We start from the raw sequence: 21,789 nt of genomic DNA on the forward strand, positions 1-21,789 counted from the left end.
GGAACCTCAGATGAATAACGAAGTGCTCACACCTGTCGCGATCAAGGATGCCCAGGCCGTGCCCGAAGAGATGGTGCAGACCCCGCCCGACCTGCCGCCGGCAGCAGAGGCCGAGCCTGCGCCTGTGGTCGAAACCGTGGCCCCAGCACCGGCGCCGGCCCCGGCAATCGCCGTGCCGAGCCTGGACGACAGCAGCCTGTACATTCATCGCGAGCTTTCCCAGCTGCAGTTCAACATCCGCGTGCTGGAGCAGGCGCTGGATGAGTCGTACCCGCTGCTCGAGCGGTTGAAGTTCCTGCTGATCTTCTCCAGCAACCTGGACGAGTTCTTCGAGATCCGCGTGGCGGGGCTGAAGAAGCAGATCAACTTCGCCCGTGAGCAGGCGGGGGCCGACGGCCTGCAGCCGCACCAGGCGCTGGCGCGAATCAGCGAGTTGGTGCACATCGAGGTGGAGCGCCAGTACGCGATCCTCAACGACGTGTTGCTGCCGGAGCTGGAGAAGCACCAGATCCGCTTCATCCGCCGCCGCTACTGGACGCCCAAGCTCAAGACCTGGGTGCGCCGCTACTTCCGCGACGAGATCGCCCCGATCATCACCCCGATCGGCCTCGACCCGACTCACCCGTTCCCGCTGCTGGTGAACAAGAGCCTGAACTTCATCGTCGAGCTCGAAGGCGTCGATGCCTTCGGCCGCGACTCGGGCCTGGCGATCATCCCGGCGCCGCGCCTGCTGCCACGGGTGATCCGTGTGCCGGAAGAGGTCGGCGGCGCTGGCGACAACTATGTGTTCCTGTCGTCGATGATCCACGCCCACGCCGATGACCTGTTCCAAGGCATGAAGGTCAAGGGCTGCTACCAGTTCCGCCTGACCCGTAACGCTGACCTGGCGTTGGACTCCGAAGAGGTCGACGACCTGGCCCGCGCCCTGCGCGGCGAGCTGTTCTCGCGCCGCTATGGCGACGCGGTACGCCTCGAGGTGGCCGACACCTGCCCGAAACACCTGTCCGACTACCTGCTCAAGCAGTTCAGCTTGAGCGAGAGCGAGCTGTACCAGGTCAACGGCCCGGTCAACCTGACCCGTCTGTTCAGCATCACCGGCCTCGACAGCCATCCGGAGCTGCAGTACACGCCGTTCACCCCGGCGATCCCCAAGCTGCTGGTGAATGCCGACAACATCTTCAGCGTGATCGGCAAGCAGGACATCCTGCTGATGCACCCGTTCGAGTCCTTCACCCCGGTGATCGACCTGCTGCGCCAGGCCGCCAAGGACCCGCACGTGCTTGCCGTGCGCCAGACCCTGTACCGTTCGGGCGCCAACTCGGAGATTGTCGACGCCCTGGTGGACGCGGCGCGTAACGGCAAGGAGGTCACTGCGGTGATCGAATTGCGCGCACGCTTCGACGAAGAGTCCAACCTGCAGATGGCCAGCCGCCTGCAGGCCGCCGGCGCGGTGGTGATCTACGGGGTGGTGGGCTTCAAGACCCACGCCAAGATGATGCTGATCCTGCGCCGCGAGCAGGGTGAGATCGTGCGTTACGCGCACCTGGGTACCGGCAACTACCACGCCGGCAACGCCCGCCTGTACACCGACTACAGCCTGCTGACCTCCGACGACGCCCTCACCGAGGACGTCGGCAAACTCTTCAGCCAGCTGATCGGCATGGGCAAGACCCTGCGCATGAAGAAGCTGCTGCACGCGCCGTTCACCCTGAAGAAGGGCATGCTCGACATGATCGCCCGGGAGACCCAGTTCGCCCTGGACGGCAAGCCTGCGCACATCATCGCCAAGTTCAACTCGCTGACCGATGCCAAGATCATCAAGGCGCTGTACAAGGCCAGCCAGTCGGGCGTGCGCATCGATCTGGTGGTGCGTGGCATGTGCTGCCTGCGCCCGGGCATCCCGGGGGTGTCGCACAACATCCACGTGCGCTCGATCATCGGCCGCTTCCTCGAGCACACGCGGGTGTTCTATTTCCTCAATGGCGGTGAGGAGCAGATCTACCTGTCCAGTGCCGACTGGATGGAGCGCAACCTCGACAAGCGTGTGGAGACCTGCTTCCCGGTGGAAGGCAAGAAATTGCTGCTGCGGGTGAAGAAGGAACTGGAAGGCTACCTGACCGACAACACCCAGGCCTGGACGCTGCAGCCGGACGGGCGCTACGTGCGCAGCTCACCGACCGGCAACCAGAACCCGCGCAGTGCGCAGGCGGCGTTGCTGGAGCGGCTGAGCAACCCGGTGCTGAACGTACGCTAGCTGTGATGGCGAGCCGCTTCCCCTGTGGGAGCGGCTTCAGCCACGAAGCAGGCGACGCGGTGGATGGCACCGGCTACGCCGGTGTTCGCGGCTAAAGCCGCTCCCACATGGATCGTGGCAAGCATCGTAACTGTAGGAGCTTGCTTGCCAGCGATGAGGCCAGCACTGACAACACAAGACAGTTGCTCCCACAGGGATCGCGCTAGCCTTGCGGCAAGCATCGTAACTGTAGGAGCTTGCTTGCCAGCGATGAGGCCAGCACTGACAACACAAGACAGTTGCTCCCACAGGGATCGCGCTAGCCTTGCGGCAAGCATCGTAACTGTGGGAGCTGGCTTGCCAGCGATGAGGCCAGCACTGACAACATAAGACAGTTGCTCCCACAGGCCTCTGCCAAAACTGGCTTTCAGCGCACGCTAAGAACGAACCCAACCCGAGTCAGCCACTCCGCCTCGTTGGCGAAGTCGGCCTGGGTCAGCTGGTTCTGCTCCAGCCAGCCGTCAGGGAACACCACTTCCAGGCTGTCATCAGCGGCTTGCAGTTCCACCTTTGGCATCTGCTGGGTGCCGCGGATGTGGTGGAACAGGATGGCGAAGCGCAGCAGTACGCACAGGCGAATCAGCTTGACGCCTTCGTCGCCGAACTCGGCGAACTTGTCCTTGGGGATGTTGCGGCGGTGGCCGCGCACCAGCAGGGCCATCATCTGCTGGTCCTCGCGGGAGAAGCCCGACAGGTCGGAATGCTCGATCAGGTAGGCGCCGTGCTTGTGGTAGTGATAGTGGGCGATGTCCAGCCCCACTTCGTGCACTTTCGCTGCCCAACCCAGCAGATCGCGCCAATTGCCCTCTTCAAGGTCCCATGCCGCTGCCACCTGGTCGAAAGCGTGCAAAGCCTTGCGCTCGACGCGCGCGGCCTGGCCCTGATCGACGTGGTAGCGCTCCATCAGCGAGTTCAGGGTGCGTTCGCGCACGTCTTCATGGTGGTGGCGGCCCAGCAGGTCGAACAGCACGCCTTCACGCAGGGCGCCGTCGCAGTGGTCCATGCGTGCCAGTTCCAGGGCGTCGAAGATGGCCTCCAGGATTGCCAGGCCGGCCGGGAAGATCGCCCGGCGGTCGGGCTTGACCCCTTCGAAGTCGATCTTGTCGGTTTCGCCGAGCTTGAACAGTTTGCGCTTGACCCAGGCCAGGCCCTCGGCGTTGACCTCGCCGTTGCCCAGGCCGCCGGCCTTGATCGCCGCGCCGATGGCGCGGATGGTACCGGACGAGCCGATGGCCTCGTCCCAGGTCAGGCGGTGCAGGGCGTTTTCGATGCTCATCAGCTCCAGGCGCGCGGCGGTGTAGGCCTGGGCATAGCGCGCCGGGGTGACCTTGCCATCGCGGAAGTAGCGCTGGGTGAAGCTGACGCAGCCCATCTGCAGGCTTTCGCGCAACAGTGGCTCGAAGCGCTGGCCGATGATGAACTCGGTGCTGCCGCCGCCGATGTCGGCGACCAGGCGCTTGCCGGGGGTATCGGCGAGGGTGTGGGAAACCCCCAGGTAGATCAGGCGCGCTTCTTCACGGCCGGAGATGACCTCGACCGGGTGGCCGAGAATGGCTTCGGCGCGCAGGATGAATTCGTTGCGGTTACGCGCTTCGCGCAGGGCGTTGGTGCCGACGATGCGCACCGCGCCGGCGGGCATGCCGTTGATCAGTTGGGCGAAGCGCTTGAGGCACTCCAGGCCCCGTTGCATGGCTTCTTCGCTGAGCTTGCGCTCTTCGTCGATGCCGGCAGCGAGCTGAACCTTTTCCCCGAGCCGCTCAAGAATGCGGATTTCCGTGTGATGGGCCTTGGCCACGACCATATGGAAGCTGTTGGAGCCCAGGTCGATGGCGGCGATCAGAGACAGGTTCTTCGCGGTGGTATGCGGCATGGTCTGGGGGTTCTCGGTCGTTAACCTGGCAATCGTGCCACGATCGTGGCCATCCGCCAACGCGCAGCACTGCAAGGCTTTGATGCATGGCAATGTGATAGCGATGTTATGACGGTGATATGACAGTTTCGATTCGTGGGGTCTTGCACAACTATAGATACAGTCAATCGTCCGTGGCTTCCTGTCGCGCCAGGGTGCCGCTATGATGGGCAACGTTTTTTACTGCTTACGACCTTGGAGATTTCCATGAGCGACAAAATCAAACACGTCACCGACGCCAGCTTCGAAGCCGACGTACTCAAGGCCGAAGGCGCGGTATTGGTCGACTACTGGGCTGAATGGTGCGGCCCATGCAAGATGATCGCTCCGGTGCTGGATGCCATCGCTGAAGACTACGCAGGCAAGCTGACCGTCGCCAAGCTGAACATCGACGAAAACGCGGAAACCCCGGCCAAGCACGGCGTGCGCGGCATCCCGACCCTGATGCTGTTCAAGAACGGCAACGTCGAAGCCACCAAGGTCGGCGCCCTGTCCAAATCGCAGCTGACCGCGTTCATCGACGCCCACCTGTGATGTGAAAAAGCCCCGCAAATGCGGGGCTTTTTTTATCTGTCGCAGTTGATCTGCGTGGGAGCGGGCTTGCCCCGCGATGGCGCCAGCCCAGATAAAAACCTGTCGATGTGTGTGGTCAAAACCACTAGACGTCGAAAAATGCAAGTGTTACATTCGGCCTCGCACTGCTTCTTTCAGTGCCCTCTGCACGCCGTCGCCGAAGCATCCCAATTCGAATCAGTACGCGATCCTGTCGCCATCTAGCGGCGCGGCCTCATTAAGCCAAAGCTTAACTCTCTCCCTTCTTACATGATTACGTCACTCCCCTTATGAACCTGACTGAACTCAAGCAAAAGCCGATTACCGATCTTTTGGAAATGGCCGAACAGATGGGCATCGAAAACATGGCCCGTTCGCGCAAACAGGACGTGATTTTCGCCCTGTTGAAGAAGCACGCGAAAAGCGGCGAAGAGATCTCGGGTGACGGCGTGCTGGAGATTCTCCAGGATGGTTTCGGTTTCCTGCGTTCCGCCGATGCCTCTTACCTGGCCGGCCCCGACGATATCTACGTTTCGCCCAGCCAGATCCGACGCTTCAACCTGCGCACTGGCGACACCATCGTTGGCAAGATCCGCCCACCGAAGGAAGGGGAGCGTTACTTCGCGCTGTTGAAGGTCGACACGATCAACTTCGATCGCCCGGAAAACGCGAAGAACAAGATCCTGTTCGAAAACCTGACGCCGCTGTTCCCGAACAAGCGTCTGAAGATGGAAGCCGGCAACGGCTCCACCGAAGACCTCACCGGTCGCGTCATCGACCTGTGCGCTCCAATCGGCAAAGGCCAGCGTGGCCTGATCGTCGCGCCGCCTAAAGCCGGTAAGACGATCATGCTGCAGAACATCGCGGCCAACATCACCCGCAACAACCCCGAGTGCCACCTGATCGTCCTGTTGATCGACGAGCGCCCGGAAGAAGTGACCGAAATGCAGCGCACCGTGCGCGGCGAAGTGGTCGCCTCCACCTTCGATGAGCCACCGACCCGCCACGTGCAGGTTGCCGAAATGGTCATCGAGAAGGCCAAGCGCCTGGTCGAGCACAAGAAGGATGTGGTCATCCTGCTCGACTCCATCACCCGTCTGGCCCGTGCCTACAACACCGTGATTCCGAGCTCCGGCAAGGTGCTGACCGGTGGTGTCGATGCCCACGCCCTGGAGAAGCCGAAGCGCTTCTTCGGTGCCGCGCGTAACATCGAAGAGGGCGGCTCGCTGACCATCATCGCCACCGCGCTGGTCGAGACCGGCTCGAAGATGGACGAAGTGATCTACGAAGAGTTCAAGGGCACCGGCAACATGGAGCTGCCACTGGACCGCCGCATCGCCGAGAAGCGTGTGTTCCCGGCCATCAACATCAACAAGTCCGGCACCCGCCGCGAAGAGTTGCTGACCGCCGACGACGAACTGCAGCGCATGTGGATCCTGCGCAAGCTGCTGCACCCGATGGACGAAATCGCCGCCATCGAGTTCCTGGTCGACAAGCTCAAGCAGACCAAGACCAACGACGAGTTCTTCCTGTCGATGAAGCGCAAGTAAGCTTCGCGTCTGGCTGCAACTGGGGCTGCTGTGCAGCCCATCGCTGGCAAGCCAGCTCCCACAAGGATCACACCTGACCCTGTGGGAGCTGGCTTGCCAGCGATGGGTCGCGCAGCGGCCCCAAGTCATTTTTGGCCTTTACCCCGCCAACGGCGCTACACTCTGCACCCCCGACCGATACGGCCAATACGAGGCTCATGCATGCAGTATCGCGATTTGCGCGACTTCATCCGTGGCCTGGAACAGCGCGGTGAACTCAAGCGCATCCAGGTTCCCATCTCCCCTGTCCTGGAAATGACCGAAGTCTGCGACCGCACCCTGCGCGCCAAGGGCCCGGCATTGCTGTTCGAAAAACCCACCGGCTTCGACATCCCGGTACTGGGCAACCTGTTCGGCACCCCCGAGCGCGTGGCCATGGGCATGGGCGCCGAGTCGGTCAGCGAGCTGCGCGAAATCGGCAAGCTGCTGGCGTTCCTCAAGGAGCCCGAGCCGCCGAAGGGCTTGAAGGACGCCTGGTCGAAACTGCCGATCTTCAAGAAGGTCGTGTCGATGGCGCCGAAGGTGGTCAAGGACGCCGTGTGCCAGGAGGTGGTGGTCGAGGGCGATGACGTCGACCTCGGGCAACTGCCGATCCAGCACTGCTGGCCGGGCGACGTGGCGCCACTGATCACCTGGGGCCTGACCGTCACCCGCGGCCCGAACAAGGACCGGCAGAACCTGGGTATCTATCGTCAGCAGGTGATCGGCCGCAACAAGGTCATCATGCGCTGGCTGAGCCACCGCGGCGGTGCCCTGGACTACCGCGAGTGGTGCGAAAAGCACCCCGGCCAACCCTTCCCGGTGGCCGTTGCCCTGGGTGCGGACCCGGCGACTATCCTCGGTGCCGTGACCCCGGTCCCGGACACCCTGTCCGAATACGCCTTTGCCGGCCTGCTGCGCGGTAACCGCACCGAGCTGGTGAAATGCCGTGGCAGTGACCTGCAGGTGCCGGCCACCGCCGAGATCATCCTCGAAGGTGTGATCCACCCGGGCGAAATGGCCCCGGAAGGCCCGTACGGTGACCACACCGGCTACTACAACGAGGTGGACAGCTTCCCGGTGTTCACCGTCGAGCGCATCACCCATCGGCAAAAACCGATCTACCACAGCACCTACACCGGCCGCCCGCCGGATGAGCCGGCGATCCTCGGCGTGGCGCTGAACGAAGTGTTCGTACCGATCCTGCAGAAGCAGTTCCCCGAGATCGTCGACTTCTACCTGCCGCCGGAAGGCTGCTCGTATCGCATGGCGGTGGTGACCATGAAAAAGCAGTACCCAGGCCATGCCAAGCGCGTGATGCTGGGTGTCTGGTCGTTTCTGCGACAGTTCATGTACACCAAGTTCGTTATCGTCACCGACGACGATATCAACGCCCGCGACTGGAACGATGTGATCTGGGCCATCACCACGCGCATGGACCCCAAGCGTGATACGGTGATGATCGACAACACTCCCATCGATTACCTCGACTTCGCGTCGCCGGTGTCGGGGCTGGGGTCGAAGATGGGCCTGGATGCCACGCACAAATGGCCGGGCGAGACTACACGCGAATGGGGCCGGGTCATCGTCAAGGACGAGGCCGTCACCCGCCGTATCGATGAGCTGTGGGATCAGTTGGGAATAGATTGATGCAGGTAACCTTGCAGCCGTCCGGCGCGGTGCTGGCGGTGGAACCGGGCGAAAGGATTCTGGATGCGGCGCGGCGCCTGGGCTACGACTGCCCGAACAGCTGCCGTAACGGCAACTGTCATGTCTGCGCCGCGCTGTTGGTGGAAGGGCGTATCCGTCAGGAAGGCGTCATTCGCGATCACGGTGAGTTGTTCACCTGCATCGCCGAGCCGCTGGAGGACTGTGTCTTGCTGTGGGACGGTGTGCTGGCCCTGGGCGAGCTGCCGGTGCGCAAACTGGCCTGCACCGTCAGCGAGTGCGTCGACGTCGGTGGCGATGTCTGGCGCGTGCGCCTGCGCGCACCCGCTGGCAAGCCGCCGCGTTACCACGCCGGGCAATACCTGATGATCGAGCGTGAAGGGGCGGACAAGGCCGCTTTCTCGCTGGCCTCTGCGCCCCATGGCGGGCGTGAGCTGGAGCTGCATGTGCTGGCTCGTGAAAGCAGCGCCGTGCAGTTGATCGAGCAGTTGCGACGCAATGGCCTGGCGCGCATCGAGCTGCCCTTCGGTGATGCGCATCTGGCCGAACTGCCCGATGGCCCGTTGGTGCTGATTGCCGCCGGTACCGGCATGGGCCAGATGCACAGCCTGGTCGAGCACTGCCGCGCCCAGGGCTTCAAGCACCCGGTGCACCTGTACTGGGGCGTGCGGCGGCCCGAGGACTTCTACCAGATCGAGCACTGGGCCGAGTGGGAGCGCCTGCCCAACCTGTTCCTGCACAAGGTGGTCAGCGACCTGTGCGGTTGGGAAGGGCGTTGCGGCCTGTTGCACGAAGCGGTCTGCGAGGACATCGGCGACCTCAACCAGGTACACGTCTACGCCAGTGGCTCACCGAACATGGTCTACGCCACCCTCGACGCCCTGGTAGAAGCCGGCATGGACCCGCACCGCATGCGCGCCGACGTCTTCGCCTACGCCCCGCGCGGTTGATAACCAGGCGGCACACCGCAAGGGTGTGCCGTTATTAATAACCAACTTTTTTCCCGTTGATTATATGGCGTGGATTATTGCCGAGACGGTTAATAACTTTCGCTATACTCGAAACATTACTTCCCGTTCGGCGGAAGATTTAATGAAATCTTGCATTCAGGCTTGAGACCGACGTGCGATCTACTTTACGTTAGGCGCAGTGGCATTCGCGGGTGAACCCGCTCCCACAGGGCCAGCGTTGCTTTTGTGGGAGCGGGTTTACCCGCGAATACGTTGGCTCAGGCTCTGCAGTAATCGCGATCGAACGCGCACTTCAGTAGTTCACAGGAAATAATGGCGGCAGCTCATGTCGACACTTGAAAGTTTGTCCTGGCAAATCTCATATCCCCCGTCACTCGATTTCGGGCAGCAATTGACCCGCGAACAACTGCAGCACTCGATGCAGCAAACAATGGCCCAGCACACGGGTGGCCCGGTGTGGCTGTTCGCCTATGGCTCGTTGATCTGGCGCCCAGAGTGCAATTCGGTCGAGCGCCAGCGGGCGCGGGTGCATGGTTATCACCGTGGCCTTTACCTGTGGTCCCACGAACATCGCGGCACCCCGGAATGCCCTGGGCTGGTGTTCGGCCTTGATCGTGGCGGTTCGTGCAGCGGTTTCGCCTACCGCCTGGACGAGAGCAACCTGGACGATTCGCTGATGGCCCTGTGGCAACGCGAGATGCCTTATCCGGCCTATCGCCCGCACTGGCTCAGTTGCCGCCTGGGTGACGGCAGCAAGGTGCAGGCCTTGGGCTTTGTGCTGGAAAGGCACCTGCCGTGCTACGCGGGTAACCTGCCAGACACCCTGTTCAGCCAGATCCTCGCCAGCGCCACAGGGCGCTATGGCACCACGCGCGAATATGTGGAGCAGACGCTCAATGCCCTGCGCAGCCACCAGATGCCGGATCGCAACCTGGAGGCGCGGTTCAGGCGCTGCCATAACCTGCGCGAGGTCTAATCGCGGGGTAAGTCGCATCGGCGCACCGCCGCTCCCACGAGCGTCGCGGTATATAGCGTGGGAGCGGGCTTGCCCCGCGATGAGGTCTATCGGGCCACCACCACCAACTTGCCCACCGCCTGGCGCTGCGCCAGCCGCTCAATCGCCGCCCCCCCTTCAGCCAATGCATAGGTCTGCGACACCAACGGCTTCAGCTTGCCCTCGGCATGCCAGGCAAACAGCTGGCGGAAGTTGGCCGCGTTGTCCTCCGGCTGGCGCTGGGCGAACGCTCCCCAGAACACCCCGATCACTGCCGCGCCCTTGAGCAGCGCCAGGTTCACCGGCAACTGCGGGATCGTGCCGCTGGCAAAGCCCACCACCAGCAGCCGCCCATTCCACGCCAAGCCGCGCACGGCCTGGTCGAACAGCGCACCGCCCACCGGGTCGTAGACCACGTCCACTCCCTGGCCGCCGGTCAGGCGCTTGATTTCGTCCTTCAGGCTGGCCTGGCTGTAGTCGATCAGCTCATCGGCCCCGGCGGCCTTGGCCACCGCCAGCTTGTCGGCGCTGCTGGCGGCAGCGATCACCCGAGCACCCAGGGCCTTGCCGATTTCCACCGCAGCCAGGCCCACGCCCCCCGAGGCGCCCAGCACCAACAGGGTCTCGCCGGCCTTGAGCTGGCCGCGCTGGGTCAGCGCGTGCATCGAGGTGCCGTAGGTCATGCCGAAGGCGGCGGCGGTGGTGAAGTCCATGCCCGCGGGGATCGGCAACACGTTGTAGAACGGCACCGCCACCTGCTCGGCGAAAGCGCCCCAGCCGGTCAGGGCCATGACCCGGTCACCGACCTTGAACGCGCCGGCCTTCTCGCCGACCGCTGCGACCACGCCGGCCGCCTCACCACCGGGCGAGAACGGCAGGGGCGGCTGGAACTGGTACTTGCCTTCGATGATCAGGGTGTCGGGAAAGTTGACCCCGGCGGCATGCACCTCGAGCAGGATCTCGTTCTTCTTCGGCGCGGGGCTGGCGACCTCTTCCAGAACCAGGTCCCGCGCCGGGCCCAGGGCTTTGCACAACAAGGCTTTCATCAGGGCTATTCCTTTGCGTGTGGTGGCCGATAAGTGTAGGAGGGCCGTTTGGCGGGTCAACGAGCATGGTCCGCCCTGATGTGCCGGCATAAGCCCGGGCTTGGGTTTGCCCGGCGCGCTGGGTAAGCTGGCGCCAACTGTATTGAGGAGCGTAATTGGTGAAAGCGTGGATCTTGATGGTGCTGGCCCTGATGCTGCCAGCCGCGGCGATGGCCGAGGAGGCCAAGGAAGGGGCGCCCAAGGTGAGCTATATCAGCCTCAGCCCGCCCTTCGTCGGCAACTATGCCCTCGACGGCAGCCCCAAGCTGCGTGTGTTCAAGGCCGACGTTGCCCTGCGCGTGACCGGCGATGCCGCCGCCGCCGCGGTCAAGCACCACGAGCCGCTGATCCGCAACCAGCTGGTGGCGCTGTTCACCCAGCAGGGTGTGGACAACATGAGCAACGTCGAAGCCAAGGAAAAACTGCGCCAGGACGCGCTCAAGCAAGTGCAGCAGGTGATGGAAGCCGAAGAGGGCAAGCCGATCGTCGAGGACCTGCTGTTCAACAACCTGATCGTGCAGTGATCAACGGCCCAGGGCGATGATCGCCGCCCACTGGGCCTCGGTTACCGGCATCACCGACAGGCGGCTGCCCTTCTGCACCAGCGGCAGCTCTTCGAGGGCGGCCTGCTGTTTGAGCAGGCCCAGGCCGAGTACCTGGCGGAAGGTCTGCACATGCTCTACGTCCACGGCGCTCCAGGGGTTCTTGTCGGCGCTGGCCTTGGGGTCGTGATAGTGGCTTGCAGGGTCCAGCGCGGTCGGGTCCGGGTAGGCGGCGGCGCTGATCCGGGCAATGCCGGCCACGCCGGGTTGCGGGCAGCTGGAGTGATAGAAGAAAAACTCGTCACCGACGCTCATGGCCCGCAGAAAGTTGCGCGCCTGGTAGTTGCGTACCCCATCCCAGCGGGCGGTGCCGAGCCTTGCCAAGCCTTCGATGGAGAGCTCGTCGGGCTCCGATTTCATCAGCCAATAGGCCATGGATACTGCTCCTGAAAGGGTTTGAAATAACTCGTTGCATCAAACCGACAGCCGGTTGGCGTCAACGTTTGCGTGTGGGCTCACGTTGGCGGAAAATGCGCCGATTTTAAAGACAGACGCTCCGGCCGCCACCCATAAAGGCGCCGAGCACGGACAGTTTGCCTAGGGGGGCATTCGATGAAACAACGTAAACCGGACCTGCTCTGGATCCTCGCCTTCATTTTTGGCCTGGGCGTGGTGACTACCGGTTATGCGCAGGGCCTGTGGGAACGCAAGCTGGACGCCGCCAGCCAGCAGATGCCGGTCGACCCGGCGCAACAGCGGCGCTGATCCACATTTTCGAGCCTTATTACTTCGGCGCCAGGTACCTGCCACGGTCCGAGACCGTCCCCCGCAGCGGTACATCCCAGCTGGCCTGAGCGAGGCGTTCGACCTTCTGGCATTCGTGCGCCAGCCCCAGCAGCAACGGCTTCTTCCAGCCCTTGCGCCGCCCCAGGTAGGCCAGGCTGCGGTCGTAGAAGCCACCGCCCATACCCAGGCGCCCCCCCATTTCATCGAAACCGACCAGCGGCAGCAGGATCAGGTCCAGCGCCCAGACGGGTCGTTGGCGCTTGCGCTCGATCATCGGCTCCGAGATCCGGAAGCGATTAGGCCTTAGTTTTTCGCCCTGCTCGAAGCGCTGGAACACCATGCGCGTGCGTGGCCAGGCGTGCAGCACCGGCAGGTAGACGCGCTTGCCGCGCTTGTGGGCCTCGCGCAACAGCAGGCGCGGGTCGATCTCGCCGTCGTTGGGCAGGTACAGGGCAATGTGGCGGGCGCGGCGGAATAGCGGATCCTGCGCCAGCTGGCGGTACAGGCCAAGGGCGGCCTGGCTTTGCTGGGAGGGTGTGAGGGCGCGGCGCGCATTGCGCAGCAGGCGACGAAGCTGGGGGCGGGTAAGCGGCGCGGTGTCGGTCATGGCACGGGCGATCCCTGAAGAAACGAAAAGCCCGCCGTTGGAGGCGGGCAGTTCTGAATGCAGGCTCCCCGACAAGACCGCTATCGGTGTAGCCCTTGAACCCGAAAGTTCAAGGTGGAGATTGCAGGGGGCGTTAAGGCTTTCCGTCGGGCGGACATGCACACCGGCCCCAGCGTGCAACCCCCGTGGTTGTGCGTATCGGCTCAGGGACATAACCGACTGGCGCATCCCCCAGGGAGTGGCGCCAGTATACCAATCTCAGTCGCTTTTGCTAACCGGATCGTCGGACAGCGCCTGATCGACCCGTTCCAGCAGGTCGCGCACCTGCTCGCGGGTGGTGCCGCCGCTGCTGGCCGCTTCCGGTCGGTCCTGGCGGTGCAGCAGCTCGTGGGTGATGTTCAGGGCGGCCATGACCGCGATGCGGTCGGCACCGATCACTTTGCCGCTGCTGCGGATCTCGCGCATCTTGCCGTCGAGGTAACGGGCGGCGCCGACCAGGTTGTTGCGCTCCTCGGGCGGGCAGATGATCGAGTATTCCTTGTCGAGGATCTGGACGGTGACGCTATTGCTTGAACTCATGAGTCTTGCTCCAGTGCCTTGAGGCGCAGGATCATCGATTCGATCTTGCGCTTGGCGATCTCGTTCTTTTCGATGAGGTGGGCGCGCTCCTCGCGCCAGGTTTTTTCCTGCGCTACTAAGAGTGCGTTTTGCCGTTTTAGTTGCTCGACCCGCTCGATCAGCGACTCGAACCGGCTCATCAGCGCTTGCAGGTCGTTCTCTTGCATGGGTTGCACTCGATTCGCTCCATCGTCGACTCACCTTGCGATCATGCCCGCACAGTCGCCACGCGGCCAGTGCTGATGGTCTTGGCGCGCCTGCCGGTGCTAGGATACAAGGCCTTCATTCTAGTCATTGCGCCGTCTGGCGCCTAGCTGCCCATGCCCAATACCCAATCGCCCTACATCGCCTTCGCCATGCTGCTGTCCAGCAATGGCCACCCTGTCACCCCGGCCGAGCTGCATGGCCTGCTGATCGGCCGCAACTGCGCCGGTGCCGGCTTCGATGCCGATGCCTGGCTGGCCGACGCCGCCCAATTGCTGGAAACCGAACCCGGCGACACGGTTCGCAATGCCCTGATCGGCCTGCAAGAGATGGTCAAGGCCGAGCTGACCGGCGAAGACGTCGCCATCGTGCTGCTGCTGCCTACCGACGATGCCGCGCTGGCCGACCGCGCCGCCGCGCTGGGCCAGTGGTGCCAGGGCTTCATCACCGGTTTCGGCTTGAACGCCGGCGGCAAGGACCTGTCCACCGATGCCAAGGAAGTGCTCCAGGACCTGGTAGCCATTTCGCAAGTCCAGGAAGCGCTGGAAGAGTCCGAGGACGGCGAGAGCGACTACATGGAAGTCATGGAGTACCTGCGTGTCGCGCCGCTGCTGCTGTACACCGAGCTGGCCGCACCGGCCGCGCCCGCGCCCAAGCCATCGCTGCACTGATCGATTCGGGGTCGTTTGCCCATGAGCCACATACCCAAGGCGGAGTACGCCCGTCGGCGCAAGGCGCTGATGGCGCAGATGGTCCCCAACAGCATCGCCATCCTGCCCGCCGCCGCCGTTGCCATCCGCAACCGCGACGTCGAGCACGTCTATCGCCAGGACAGCGATTTCCAGTACCTCAGTGGCTTCCCCGAGCCCGAGGCGGTGATTGCCCTGATCCCTGGCCGCGAGCACGGCGAGTACGTGCTGTTCTGCCGCGAGCGCAACCCTGAGCGCGAGCTGTGGGATGGCTTGCGCGCCGGCCAGGACGGTGCGATGCGCGATTTCGGTGCCGATGACGCCTTCCCCATCACCGATATCGACGAGATCCTGCCCGGCCTGATCGAAGGCCGCGAGCGGGTCTACAGCGCCATGGGCAGCAACCCCGAGTTCGACCGCCGGCTGATGGACTGGATCAACGTGATCCGTTCCAAGGCCCGCCTGGGCGCGCAGCCACCGAACGAATTCGTTGCCCTGGATCATCTGCTGCACGACATGCGCCTGTATAAATCGGCGGCGGAAGTGAAAGTCATGCGCGAGGCCGCGGCGATCTCGGCGCGGGCCCATGTGCGGGCCATGCAGGCCTGCCGCGCCGGGCTGCACGAATACAGCCTGGAAGCCGAGCTGGACTACGAGTTCCGCAAGGGTGGGGCGAAGATGCCGGCCTACGGCTCGATTGTCGCGGCCGGGCGCAACAGCTGCATCCTGCATTACCAGCAGAACGACGCGCCGCTCAAGGACGGTGACCTGGTGCTGATCGACGCCGGTTGCGAGATCGACTGCTACGCCAGCGACATCACCCGCACCTTCCCGGTCAGCGGGCGCTTTTCGCCGGAGCAGAAGGCGATCTACGAACTGGTGCTCGCGGCCCAGGCCGCGGCCTTCGCGGTGATCGCCCCCGGCAAGCACTGGAACCATGCCCACGAGGCCACCGTACGGGTGATCACCGAGGGCCTGGTGGAGCTGGGCCTGCTCAAGGGCGAGGTGCAGGCGCTGATCGACAGCGAGGCCTACCGCGCCTTCTACATGCACCGCGCCGGGCACTGGCTGGGCATGGATGTGCACGACGTGGGCGAATACAAGGTCGGTGGCCAGTGGCGCGTGCTCGAACCGGGCATGGCCCTGACCGTCGAGCCGGGCATCTACATTGCCGCCGACAACCAGAACGTCGCGAAGAAATGGCGCGGCATCGGCGTAAGAATCGAGGACGACGTGGTAGTCACCAGGCAAGGTTGTGAAATCCTCACCTCGGGCGTACCGAGAACCATCGCCGAGATCGAAGCGCTGATGCTCGATGCCCGCAAGGCTGTGGCATGAGCCGGGTCAACCTGGCGATCATCGGTGGCGGGCTGGTTGGCGCCAGCCTTGCCCTCACGCTCCAGGCCGGGGCCAAGGCCCGTGGCTGGAAAATCCTGCTGATCGAGCCGTTCGCCCCGGGCGACAGCTTCCAGCCAAGCTACGACGCGCGCTCCTCGGCGTTGTCCTACGGCACCCGGCAGATCTACGAGCAGTTGGGCTTGTGGCAGGCCATCAGCCGCCGCGCCGAGCCGATCAGCCAGATCCAGGTGTCCGACCGTGGCCGCTTTGGCGCCACCCGCCTGGATGCGCTCGAAGAGGGCGTGCCGGCGCTGGGTTACGTGGTCGAGAACGCCTGGCTCGGCCAGTGCCTGTGGCAAGCCATCGACAATGAGGTGGTGAGCTGGCGCTGCCCGGCCGAGGTCAAGGCGATGCAGGCCATCGCCGGCGGCTACCGCCTGCAACTGGACGACGACACTTCGCTGGAGTGCGACCTGGCAGTGCTTGCCGACGGCGGCCGCTCTGGCTTGCGTGAACAGTTGGGCATCCACGTGCGCAGCACGCCCTATGACCAGAGCGCGCTGATCGCCAACATCACCCCGGGCGAGGCCCACCGCGGCCAGGCGTTCGAGCGCTTTACCGAGCAAGGCCCGATGGCGTTGCTGCCGTTGCCGGAAAACCGCTGTGCGCTGGTCTGGACCCGCCAGGGCATGGACGCCAGACGCCTGGCCGAGCTTGACGAGCGCAGCTTCCTGCGTGAACTGCAGGACGCCTTCGGCTACCGTCTCGGCGCCTTGCGCCAGGTGGGCGCGCGGCACCTGTACCCGCTGGCGCTGGTCGAGGCCCAGGAGCAGGTGCGTCCGCATCTGGTGGTGCTCGGCAACGCCGCCCACAGCCTGCACCCGATTGCCGGACAGGGCTTCAACCTGTCGCTGCGTGACGTGCAGTCGCTGGCCGACGCGCTGCTGGCCGGCCCGCAACAACCCGGCGACCTGGCCACCCTGCAGGCTTACCAGCAGCGCCAGCGGCTCGACCAGGCGCTGACCATCGGCTTCTCCGACCAGGTCACCCGCGTGTTCGGCAGCAACCAGCCACTGATCACCACCGGGCGCAACCTCGGCCTGCTGGGCCTCGACCTGTTGCCACCGGCAAAAAGCTGGTTCGCCCGCCAGGCCATGGGCCTCGGCACCCGCCCCGACCCGCGGGGCCGCCCATGAGCGATCCCCGCAAGCTCGCGCGCAAGGCCCGCCTGCTGCGCTGGCTGCTCAACTGCTACCCGCCCTACCTGGGCGCCGGCATCCGTGTCCTGGCCATCAGCCCGGACATGCGCAGCGTCAAGGTGCGCATGAAACTGACGCGGTGGAACCGCAACTACGTCGGCACCCAGTTCGGCGGCAGCCTGTACTCGATGGTCGACCCGTTCTACATGCTGCTGCTGATCGAGCAGCTGGGGCGCGAATACATCGTCTGGGACAAGGCCGCCAGCATCGATTTCATTTCGCCGGGCAAGGGCCCGGTGTACGCCGAATTCCACGTCGACGACGCGCTGCTGGACGAGATTCGCCAGCAGACCGCCAGCGGCAAGAAATACCTGCCCAGGTTGCAGGTGGAGATCCGCGATGGCGCCGGCGAGCTGGTGGCGCGGGTCGACAAAACCCTATATGTGCGGCTCAAGCCGCAAGCGAGGCAGGCGTAAGGCATGGAAATGCGCGCAGATCTTTTGATTGTCGGTGCCGGTATGGTCGGCAGCGCCCTGGCCCTGGCCCTGCGCCACAGTGGCCTGGAAATCCTCCTGCTCGATGGCGGCCCGCTGTCGGTCAAGCCTTTCGATGCCCAGGCGCCATTCGAGCCTCGCGTCAGTGCGCTATCGGCGGCCAGCCAGCGCATCCTTGAGCGCCTTGGCGCCTGGGACGGCATCGCCCGGCGGCGGGTCTCGCCGTACTCGGACATGCATGTCTGGGATGGCAGTGGCACCGGGCAGATCCACTTCTCGGCGGCCAGCGTGCATGCCCAGGTGCTCGGCCACATTGTCGAAAACCGGGTCATCCAGGATGGCCTGCTGGAGCGCCTGCACGACAGCGATGTCGGCCTGCTGGCCAACGCTCGCCTGGAGCAGCTGCGCCGCTCCGGCGATGAGTGGCTGCTGACCCTCGCCGATGGCCGCACACTGCGAGCGCCGCTGGTGATCGCCGCCGACGGCGCCAATTCGGCGGTGCGCCGCCTGGCCGGTTGCGAAACCCGCGAGTGGGATTACCTGCACCACGCCATCGTCACCAGCGTGCGTTGCAGCGAAGCGCACCGCACCACGGCCTGGCAGCGTTTCACCGACGAAGGCCCGCTGGCCTTCCTGCCGCTCGATCGCGATGGCAAGCGGGACTGGTGCTCGATCGTCTGGTCGACCACCCCGGAGCAGGCCGAGCAGGCCATGGCGATGGACGACGCGGCGTTCTGCACTGCGCTGGAGCGTGCCTTCGAGGGGCGTCTGGGCGAGGTGCTGGAAGCGGACCCGCGGGTGTGCGTACCGCTGCGCCAGCGCCATGCCAAGCGTTATGTGGAGGAGGGCCTGGCGTTGATCGGCGATGCCGCCCACACCATTCACCCGCTGGCAGGGCAGGGGGTCAACCTGGGCTTCCTCGATGCCGCGGTGCTGGCCGAGGAGCTGGTGCGCGCCACCGAGCGTGGCGAGCGTCTGGCCGATGTGAAGGTATTGAGCCGCTACGAGCGCCGGCGCATGCCGCACAACCTGGCGCTGATGGCGGCGATGGAGGGCTTCGAGCGATTGTTCCAGGCCAACCCGTTGCCGTTGCGCTGGTTGCGTAACAGCGGCTTGAAGCTGGTGGAGCAGATGCCTGAGGCCAAGGCGATGTTCGTGCGTCAGGCGCTGGGGCTTAGCGGTGACTTGCCGGAGCTGGCCAGGGCTTGAGGTCCAATCGCGGGGCAAGCCCGCTCCCACGCCAGTCCTGTGGGAGCGGGCTTGCCCCGCGATTGTTTGCAACATCTGGTAACTGCTCGGCAGGTGAGCCAGAAAATGGGATTCACTACCATTCGCACCTCTCATATCAGCGAGGAGTGCCCCCCATGTTGCCCCGCAAACCCCTACTGGCCGCCCTGGCCCTCACGCTGTTCGGCGGCACCGCCCAGGCGGCGGACGAAGTGGTGGTGTACTCCTCGCGTATCGACGAGCTGATCAAGCCGGTGTTCGACGCCTACACCGCCAAGACCGGCGTCAAGGTCAAGTTCATCACCGACAAGGAAGCGCCGCTGATGCAGCGCATCAAGGCCGAGGGCCAGAACGGCGTGGCCGACCTGCTGCTCACCGTCGATGCCGGCAATCTCTGGCAGGCCGAGCAGATGGGTATCCTGCAGCCGATCAAGTCGGACATCATCGACAAGAACATCCCCGCGCAATACCGCGCCTCGTCCCACGACTGGACTGGCCTGAGCCTGCGTGCGCGGACCATCGTCTACTCCACCGAGCGCGTGAAACCCTCGGAGCTGAGCACCTACGAAGCCCTGGCCGACAAGCAGTGGGAAGGCCGCCTGTGCCTGCGTACGGCGAAGAAGGTCTACAACCAGTCGCTGACCGCCACGCTGATCCAGAACCACGGCGAGGCTGAAACCGAAAAGCTGGTCAAAGGCTGGGTCAACAACCTGTCTACCGACGTGTTCTCCGACGACACCGCACTGCTCAATGCCATCGCTGCCGGACAGTGCGACGTGGGCATCGTCAACACCTACTACTACGGCCGCCTGCACAAAGAGAAGCCTGACCTGCCAGTGAAGCTGTTCTGGCCCAACCAGGGCGACCGTGGCGTGCACGTCAACCTGTCGGGTATCGGCCTGACCAAGCATGCACCGCACCCGGAAGCGGCGAAGAAGCTGGTGGAGTGGATGACCGGTGAGGAAGCGCAGAAACTGTTCGCCGACATCAACCAGGAGTTCCCGGCCAACCCCAAGGTAAAGCCTTCGGAAGAAGTGGCGGCCTGGGGCAGTTTCAAGGCTGACAGCATTCCGGTGGAAGTGGCCGGCAAGCGCCAGGCCGAGGCTATTCGCTTGATGGATCGGGCTGGCTGGAACTGAGTTTCAGCGCTTATCCTTGCGGGGCCTTCAAGGCCCCCTTCGCGGCTAAAGCCGCTCCCACAGGTTTTGTGCTGCCTGCAAGGTTTGCCCGGCCCCTGTGGGAGCGGCTTTAGCCGCGAACGACCGCGCAGCGGTCGCAATCCGTAACCGAGATCCCCGCCTTGCCCCACGCCCCCCAACGCCACTGGTACCCCCCGGTCTTTCTCATCGCCGCGCTGGTCCTGCTGCCGCTGAGCGTCCTGCTGCTGTCCTGGCAGACGGTCGACCTGCAGATCTGGTCGCACCTGCTCGACACCCAGATGAGCCGCCTGCTGGGCAACACCCTGACCCTGGTGCTGGGCGTCGGTGTCGGCGTGACCGTGGTGGGCGTAAGCCTGGCCTGGCTCACCAGTCTCTGCGAGTTCCCCGGGCGGCGTTGGCTGGATTGGGCGCTGATGCTGCCATTCGCCATCCCGGCCTATGTCCTGGCGTTCGTGTTCGTCGGTCTGCTGGATTTCGCTGGCCCCGTGCAGAGTGCCCTGCGCGAAGTCTTCGGGCCGATGCGCCTGCCCCGGGTGCGCTCCACCGGTGGAGTGATCACCGTGCTGGTGCTGGTGTTCTACCCCTACGTCTACCTGCTGGCGCGCACCGCGTTCATGGCCCAGGGCAAGGGCCTGATGGAGGCAGCGCGGGTGCTGGGGCTGTCGCCGTTGCAGGCGTTCTGGCGGGTGGCATTGCCCATGGCGCGGCCGGCCATCGGTGCGGGTATCGCCCTGGCGCTGATGGAGACACTGGCCGATTTCGGCGCGGTGTCGGTGTTCAACTTCGACACCTTCACCACCGCCATCTACAAGACCTGGTACGGCTTCTTCAGCCTGTCCAGCGCCGCGCAGCTGGCCAGCCTGCTGCTGCTGGCCGTGATGCTGGTGCTGTACGGCGAGCGGCGTTCACGCGGCGCCAGCCGCAGCGGCCACGAACGGCCACGGGGCCAGGCGCTCTACCACCTGCGGGGCATCAAGGCGTTCGCCGCCAGCAGTTGGTGCCTGCTGGTGTTCGCCTGCGCCTTCGTCATCCCGCTGCTGCAACTGCTGGTGTGGTGCTGGCAGCGGGGCCGGCATGACCTGGACGAACGTTATCTCGGGTTGGTGCTGCATACCCTCTACCTGGGTGGCATGGCGGCGCTGATTACCGTCTGCGCCGCCTTGCTGCTGGCCTTTGCCCGGCGCCAGGCGCCGACCACCGGCATCCGCGCCGGGGTCGGCCTGGCGAACCTGGGCTATGCCTTGCCGGGCTCGGTGCTGGCGGTGTCGATCATGCTGGCGTTCAGTTACCTCGACAATCAACTGGTGATTCCGTTTTCGCAATGGCTGGGTGGGGCGGGCAAGCCGCTGCTGCTGGGCAGCCTGTCGGCGTTGCTGCTGGCCTACCTGGTGCGCTTCATCGCCGTCGCCTACGGCCCGCTGGAAAGCAGCCTGGAGCGCATCCGCCCGTCGCTGCCGGAGGCTTCACGAAGCCTTGGGGTCGCCGGGCCGAGATTGTTTTTCAAGGTGTATCTGCCGTTGCTGGTGCCGGGTGCCCTGAGCGCTGCGTTGCTGGTGTTCGTCGACGTGCTCAAGGAAATGCCGGCCACCCTGCTGATGCGCCCGTTCGGCTGGGACACCCTGGCCGTGCGGGTGTTCGAGATGACCAGCGAAGGCGAGTGGGCGCGGGCCTCGTTGCCGGCGCTGAGCCTGGTGCTGGTCGGCCTGTTGCCGGTCATCGGTTTGATCCGCCGCTCGGCCCATCGTCCGGGGCAACCGCGCTAAAGGTGTCAGGCCGACAGCTTGCGGCTACAATGCGCGGCATTCGCAGCGGCGGCTCCTACAAGAACAGGTGATGACTGAACATCGCCGACTGCCGCCGCCTCGCCACGCCCGGAAGGAGAAAC

The 21,789-nt window shown here is 64.5% G+C and carries 21 protein-coding genes and 1 other RNA gene; 15 read left to right on the plus strand and 7 right to left on the minus strand.

The genetic code is table 11. The annotated features are described in order from the left end of the window. Nucleotides 1-10: 10 nt before the first annotated feature. Nucleotides 11-2,254, plus strand: a complete 2,244-nt coding sequence (gene ppk1, locus EJA05_RS00965) for a polyphosphate kinase 1 (protein WP_125462163.1) — start codon at nt 11-13, stop codon at nt 2,252-2,254. 406 nt (nt 2,255-2,660) lie between these two features. Here ppk1 and ppx read toward each other — a convergent pair whose 3' ends face one another. Beyond that, a complete protein-coding gene (gene ppx / locus EJA05_RS00975) occupies nt 2,661-4,163 on the minus strand; it encodes an exopolyphosphatase (protein ID WP_125462164.1) in 1,503 nt (500 codons plus the stop codon). Between the two features lie 246 nt (nt 4,164-4,409). Between ppx and trxA the strand changes: the two genes are divergently transcribed. From trxA to EJA05_RS01000, 5 genes are all read left to right on the plus strand, one after another. Then, the gene (gene trxA, locus EJA05_RS00980) at nt 4,410-4,736 is read left to right on the plus strand and encodes a thioredoxin TrxA (RefSeq protein ID WP_125462165.1); all 327 of its coding nucleotides are present in this window, start codon (nt 4,410-4,412) and stop codon (nt 4,734-4,736) included. Between the two features lie 308 nt (nt 4,737-5,044). Beyond that, nucleotides 5,045-6,304 carry a transcription termination factor Rho gene (gene rho / locus EJA05_RS00985; RefSeq protein ID WP_011536308.1) on the plus strand — a complete coding sequence of 420 codons (1,260 nt, stop codon included), beginning with the start codon at nt 5,045-5,047 and terminating at the stop codon, nt 6,302-6,304. Nucleotides 6,305-6,505: 201 nt separating this feature from the next. Next, on the plus strand, nt 6,506-7,972 hold the full coding sequence (ubiD, locus tag EJA05_RS00990; RefSeq protein WP_110995705.1) for a 4-hydroxy-3-polyprenylbenzoate decarboxylase: 1,467 nt from the start codon (nt 6,506-6,508) through the stop codon (nt 7,970-7,972). Continuing rightward, nucleotides 7,972-8,940, plus strand: a complete 969-nt coding sequence (locus tag EJA05_RS00995) for a CDP-6-deoxy-delta-3,4-glucoseen reductase (protein WP_125462166.1) — start codon at nt 7,972-7,974, stop codon at nt 8,938-8,940. The genes ubiD and EJA05_RS00995 overlap by 1 nt, the downstream gene beginning before the upstream one ends. A gap of 346 nt (nt 8,941-9,286) precedes the next feature. Next, nucleotides 9,287-9,937 (plus strand): gamma-glutamylcyclotransferase, encoded by a 651-nt coding sequence (locus EJA05_RS01000; RefSeq protein WP_125462167.1) that lies wholly within the window; start codon nt 9,287-9,289, stop codon nt 9,935-9,937. Between the two features lie 86 nt (nt 9,938-10,023). Here EJA05_RS01000 and EJA05_RS01005 read toward each other — a convergent pair whose 3' ends face one another. Then, nucleotides 10,024-11,001: an NADPH:quinone oxidoreductase family protein gene (locus tag EJA05_RS01005; RefSeq protein WP_125462168.1), complete on the minus strand. Its 978-nt coding sequence runs from the start codon at nt 10,999-11,001 to the stop codon at nt 10,024-10,026. Nucleotides 11,002-11,159: 158 nt separating this feature from the next. Between EJA05_RS01005 and EJA05_RS01010 the strand changes: the two genes are divergently transcribed. After that, complete coding sequence (locus EJA05_RS01010) at nt 11,160-11,564, plus strand: flagellar basal body-associated protein FliL (RefSeq protein ID WP_125462169.1); 405 nt, start codon at nt 11,160-11,162, stop codon at nt 11,562-11,564. Here the strand turns inward: EJA05_RS01010 and EJA05_RS01015 are convergent, their stop codons facing one another. Next, nucleotides 11,565-12,017, minus strand: a complete 453-nt coding sequence (locus EJA05_RS01015; RefSeq protein WP_125857077.1) for an EVE domain-containing protein — start codon at nt 12,015-12,017, stop codon at nt 11,565-11,567. A 177-nt stretch (nt 12,018-12,194) separates the two neighbouring features. On the opposite strand from EJA05_RS01015, the gene EJA05_RS28125 reads away from it, so the two are divergent. Next, complete coding sequence (locus EJA05_RS28125) at nt 12,195-12,347, plus strand: hypothetical protein (RefSeq protein ID WP_189654507.1); 153 nt, start codon at nt 12,195-12,197, stop codon at nt 12,345-12,347. A 19-nt stretch (nt 12,348-12,366) separates the two neighbouring features. On the opposite strand, the gene EJA05_RS01020 is transcribed toward EJA05_RS28125, so the two are convergent. The 4 genes from EJA05_RS01020 to EJA05_RS01035 form a co-directional block, all read right to left on the minus strand. After that, nucleotides 12,367-12,975: a 5-formyltetrahydrofolate cyclo-ligase gene (locus tag EJA05_RS01020; protein WP_125857078.1), complete on the minus strand. Its 609-nt coding sequence runs from the start codon at nt 12,973-12,975 to the stop codon at nt 12,367-12,369. Nucleotides 12,976-13,036: 61 nt separating this feature from the next. Next, nucleotides 13,037-13,216: non-coding RNA, 6S RNA (gene ssrS / locus EJA05_RS01025), on the minus strand. Nucleotides 13,217-13,233: 17 nt separating this feature from the next. Beyond that, nucleotides 13,234-13,554, minus strand: a complete 321-nt coding sequence (locus tag EJA05_RS01030; RefSeq protein WP_125462172.1) for a cell division protein ZapA — start codon at nt 13,552-13,554, stop codon at nt 13,234-13,236. After that, the gene (locus EJA05_RS01035) at nt 13,551-13,760 is read right to left on the minus strand and encodes a TIGR02449 family protein (protein ID WP_110992146.1); all 210 of its coding nucleotides are present in this window, start codon (nt 13,758-13,760) and stop codon (nt 13,551-13,553) included. The genes EJA05_RS01030 and EJA05_RS01035 overlap by 4 nt, the downstream gene beginning before the upstream one ends. A gap of 153 nt (nt 13,761-13,913) precedes the next feature. Here EJA05_RS01035 and EJA05_RS01040 point away from each other — a divergent pair, with 153 nt between their 5' ends. The 7 genes from EJA05_RS01040 to EJA05_RS01070 all read left to right on the plus strand — a co-directional run bounded on the left by EJA05_RS01040 (nt 13,914) and on the right by EJA05_RS01070 (nt 21,667). Beyond that, on the plus strand, nt 13,914-14,468 hold the full coding sequence (locus EJA05_RS01040) for a YecA/YgfB family protein (RefSeq protein ID WP_125857079.1): 555 nt from the start codon (nt 13,914-13,916) through the stop codon (nt 14,466-14,468). Between the two features lie 21 nt (nt 14,469-14,489). Next, nucleotides 14,490-15,824 (plus strand): Xaa-Pro aminopeptidase, encoded by a 1,335-nt coding sequence (gene pepP / locus EJA05_RS01045; protein WP_125462174.1) that lies wholly within the window; start codon nt 14,490-14,492, stop codon nt 15,822-15,824. Continuing rightward, nucleotides 15,821-17,020, plus strand: a complete 1,200-nt coding sequence (gene ubiH / locus EJA05_RS01050) for a 2-octaprenyl-6-methoxyphenyl hydroxylase (protein ID WP_125857080.1) — start codon at nt 15,821-15,823, stop codon at nt 17,018-17,020. The genes pepP and ubiH overlap by 4 nt, the downstream gene beginning before the upstream one ends. Next, entirely contained in the window at nt 17,017-17,499 is a 483-nt protein-coding gene (locus EJA05_RS01055; protein WP_125462176.1) for a DUF4442 domain-containing protein, read from the plus strand. The genes ubiH and EJA05_RS01055 overlap by 4 nt, the downstream gene beginning before the upstream one ends. A 9-nt stretch (nt 17,500-17,508) precedes the next feature. Continuing rightward, the gene (locus EJA05_RS01060) at nt 17,509-18,726 is read left to right on the plus strand and encodes a 2-octaprenyl-3-methyl-6-methoxy-1,4-benzoquinol hydroxylase (protein ID WP_190306069.1); all 1,218 of its coding nucleotides are present in this window, start codon (nt 17,509-17,511) and stop codon (nt 18,724-18,726) included. A 155-nt stretch (nt 18,727-18,881) separates the two neighbouring features. After that, complete coding sequence (locus EJA05_RS01065; RefSeq protein ID WP_125462178.1) at nt 18,882-19,883, plus strand: extracellular solute-binding protein; 1,002 nt, start codon at nt 18,882-18,884, stop codon at nt 19,881-19,883. Between the two features lie 161 nt (nt 19,884-20,044). Next, nucleotides 20,045-21,667 (plus strand): ABC transporter permease, encoded by a 1,623-nt coding sequence (locus EJA05_RS01070; RefSeq protein WP_125857082.1) that lies wholly within the window; start codon nt 20,045-20,047, stop codon nt 21,665-21,667. The last annotated feature ends 122 nt before the right edge of the window (nt 21,668-21,789 follow it).

This window comes from Pseudomonas oryziphila (assembly GCF_003940825.1).
Taxonomy (GTDB): Bacteria; Pseudomonadota; Gammaproteobacteria; order Pseudomonadales; family Pseudomonadaceae; genus Aquipseudomonas; species Aquipseudomonas sichuanensis.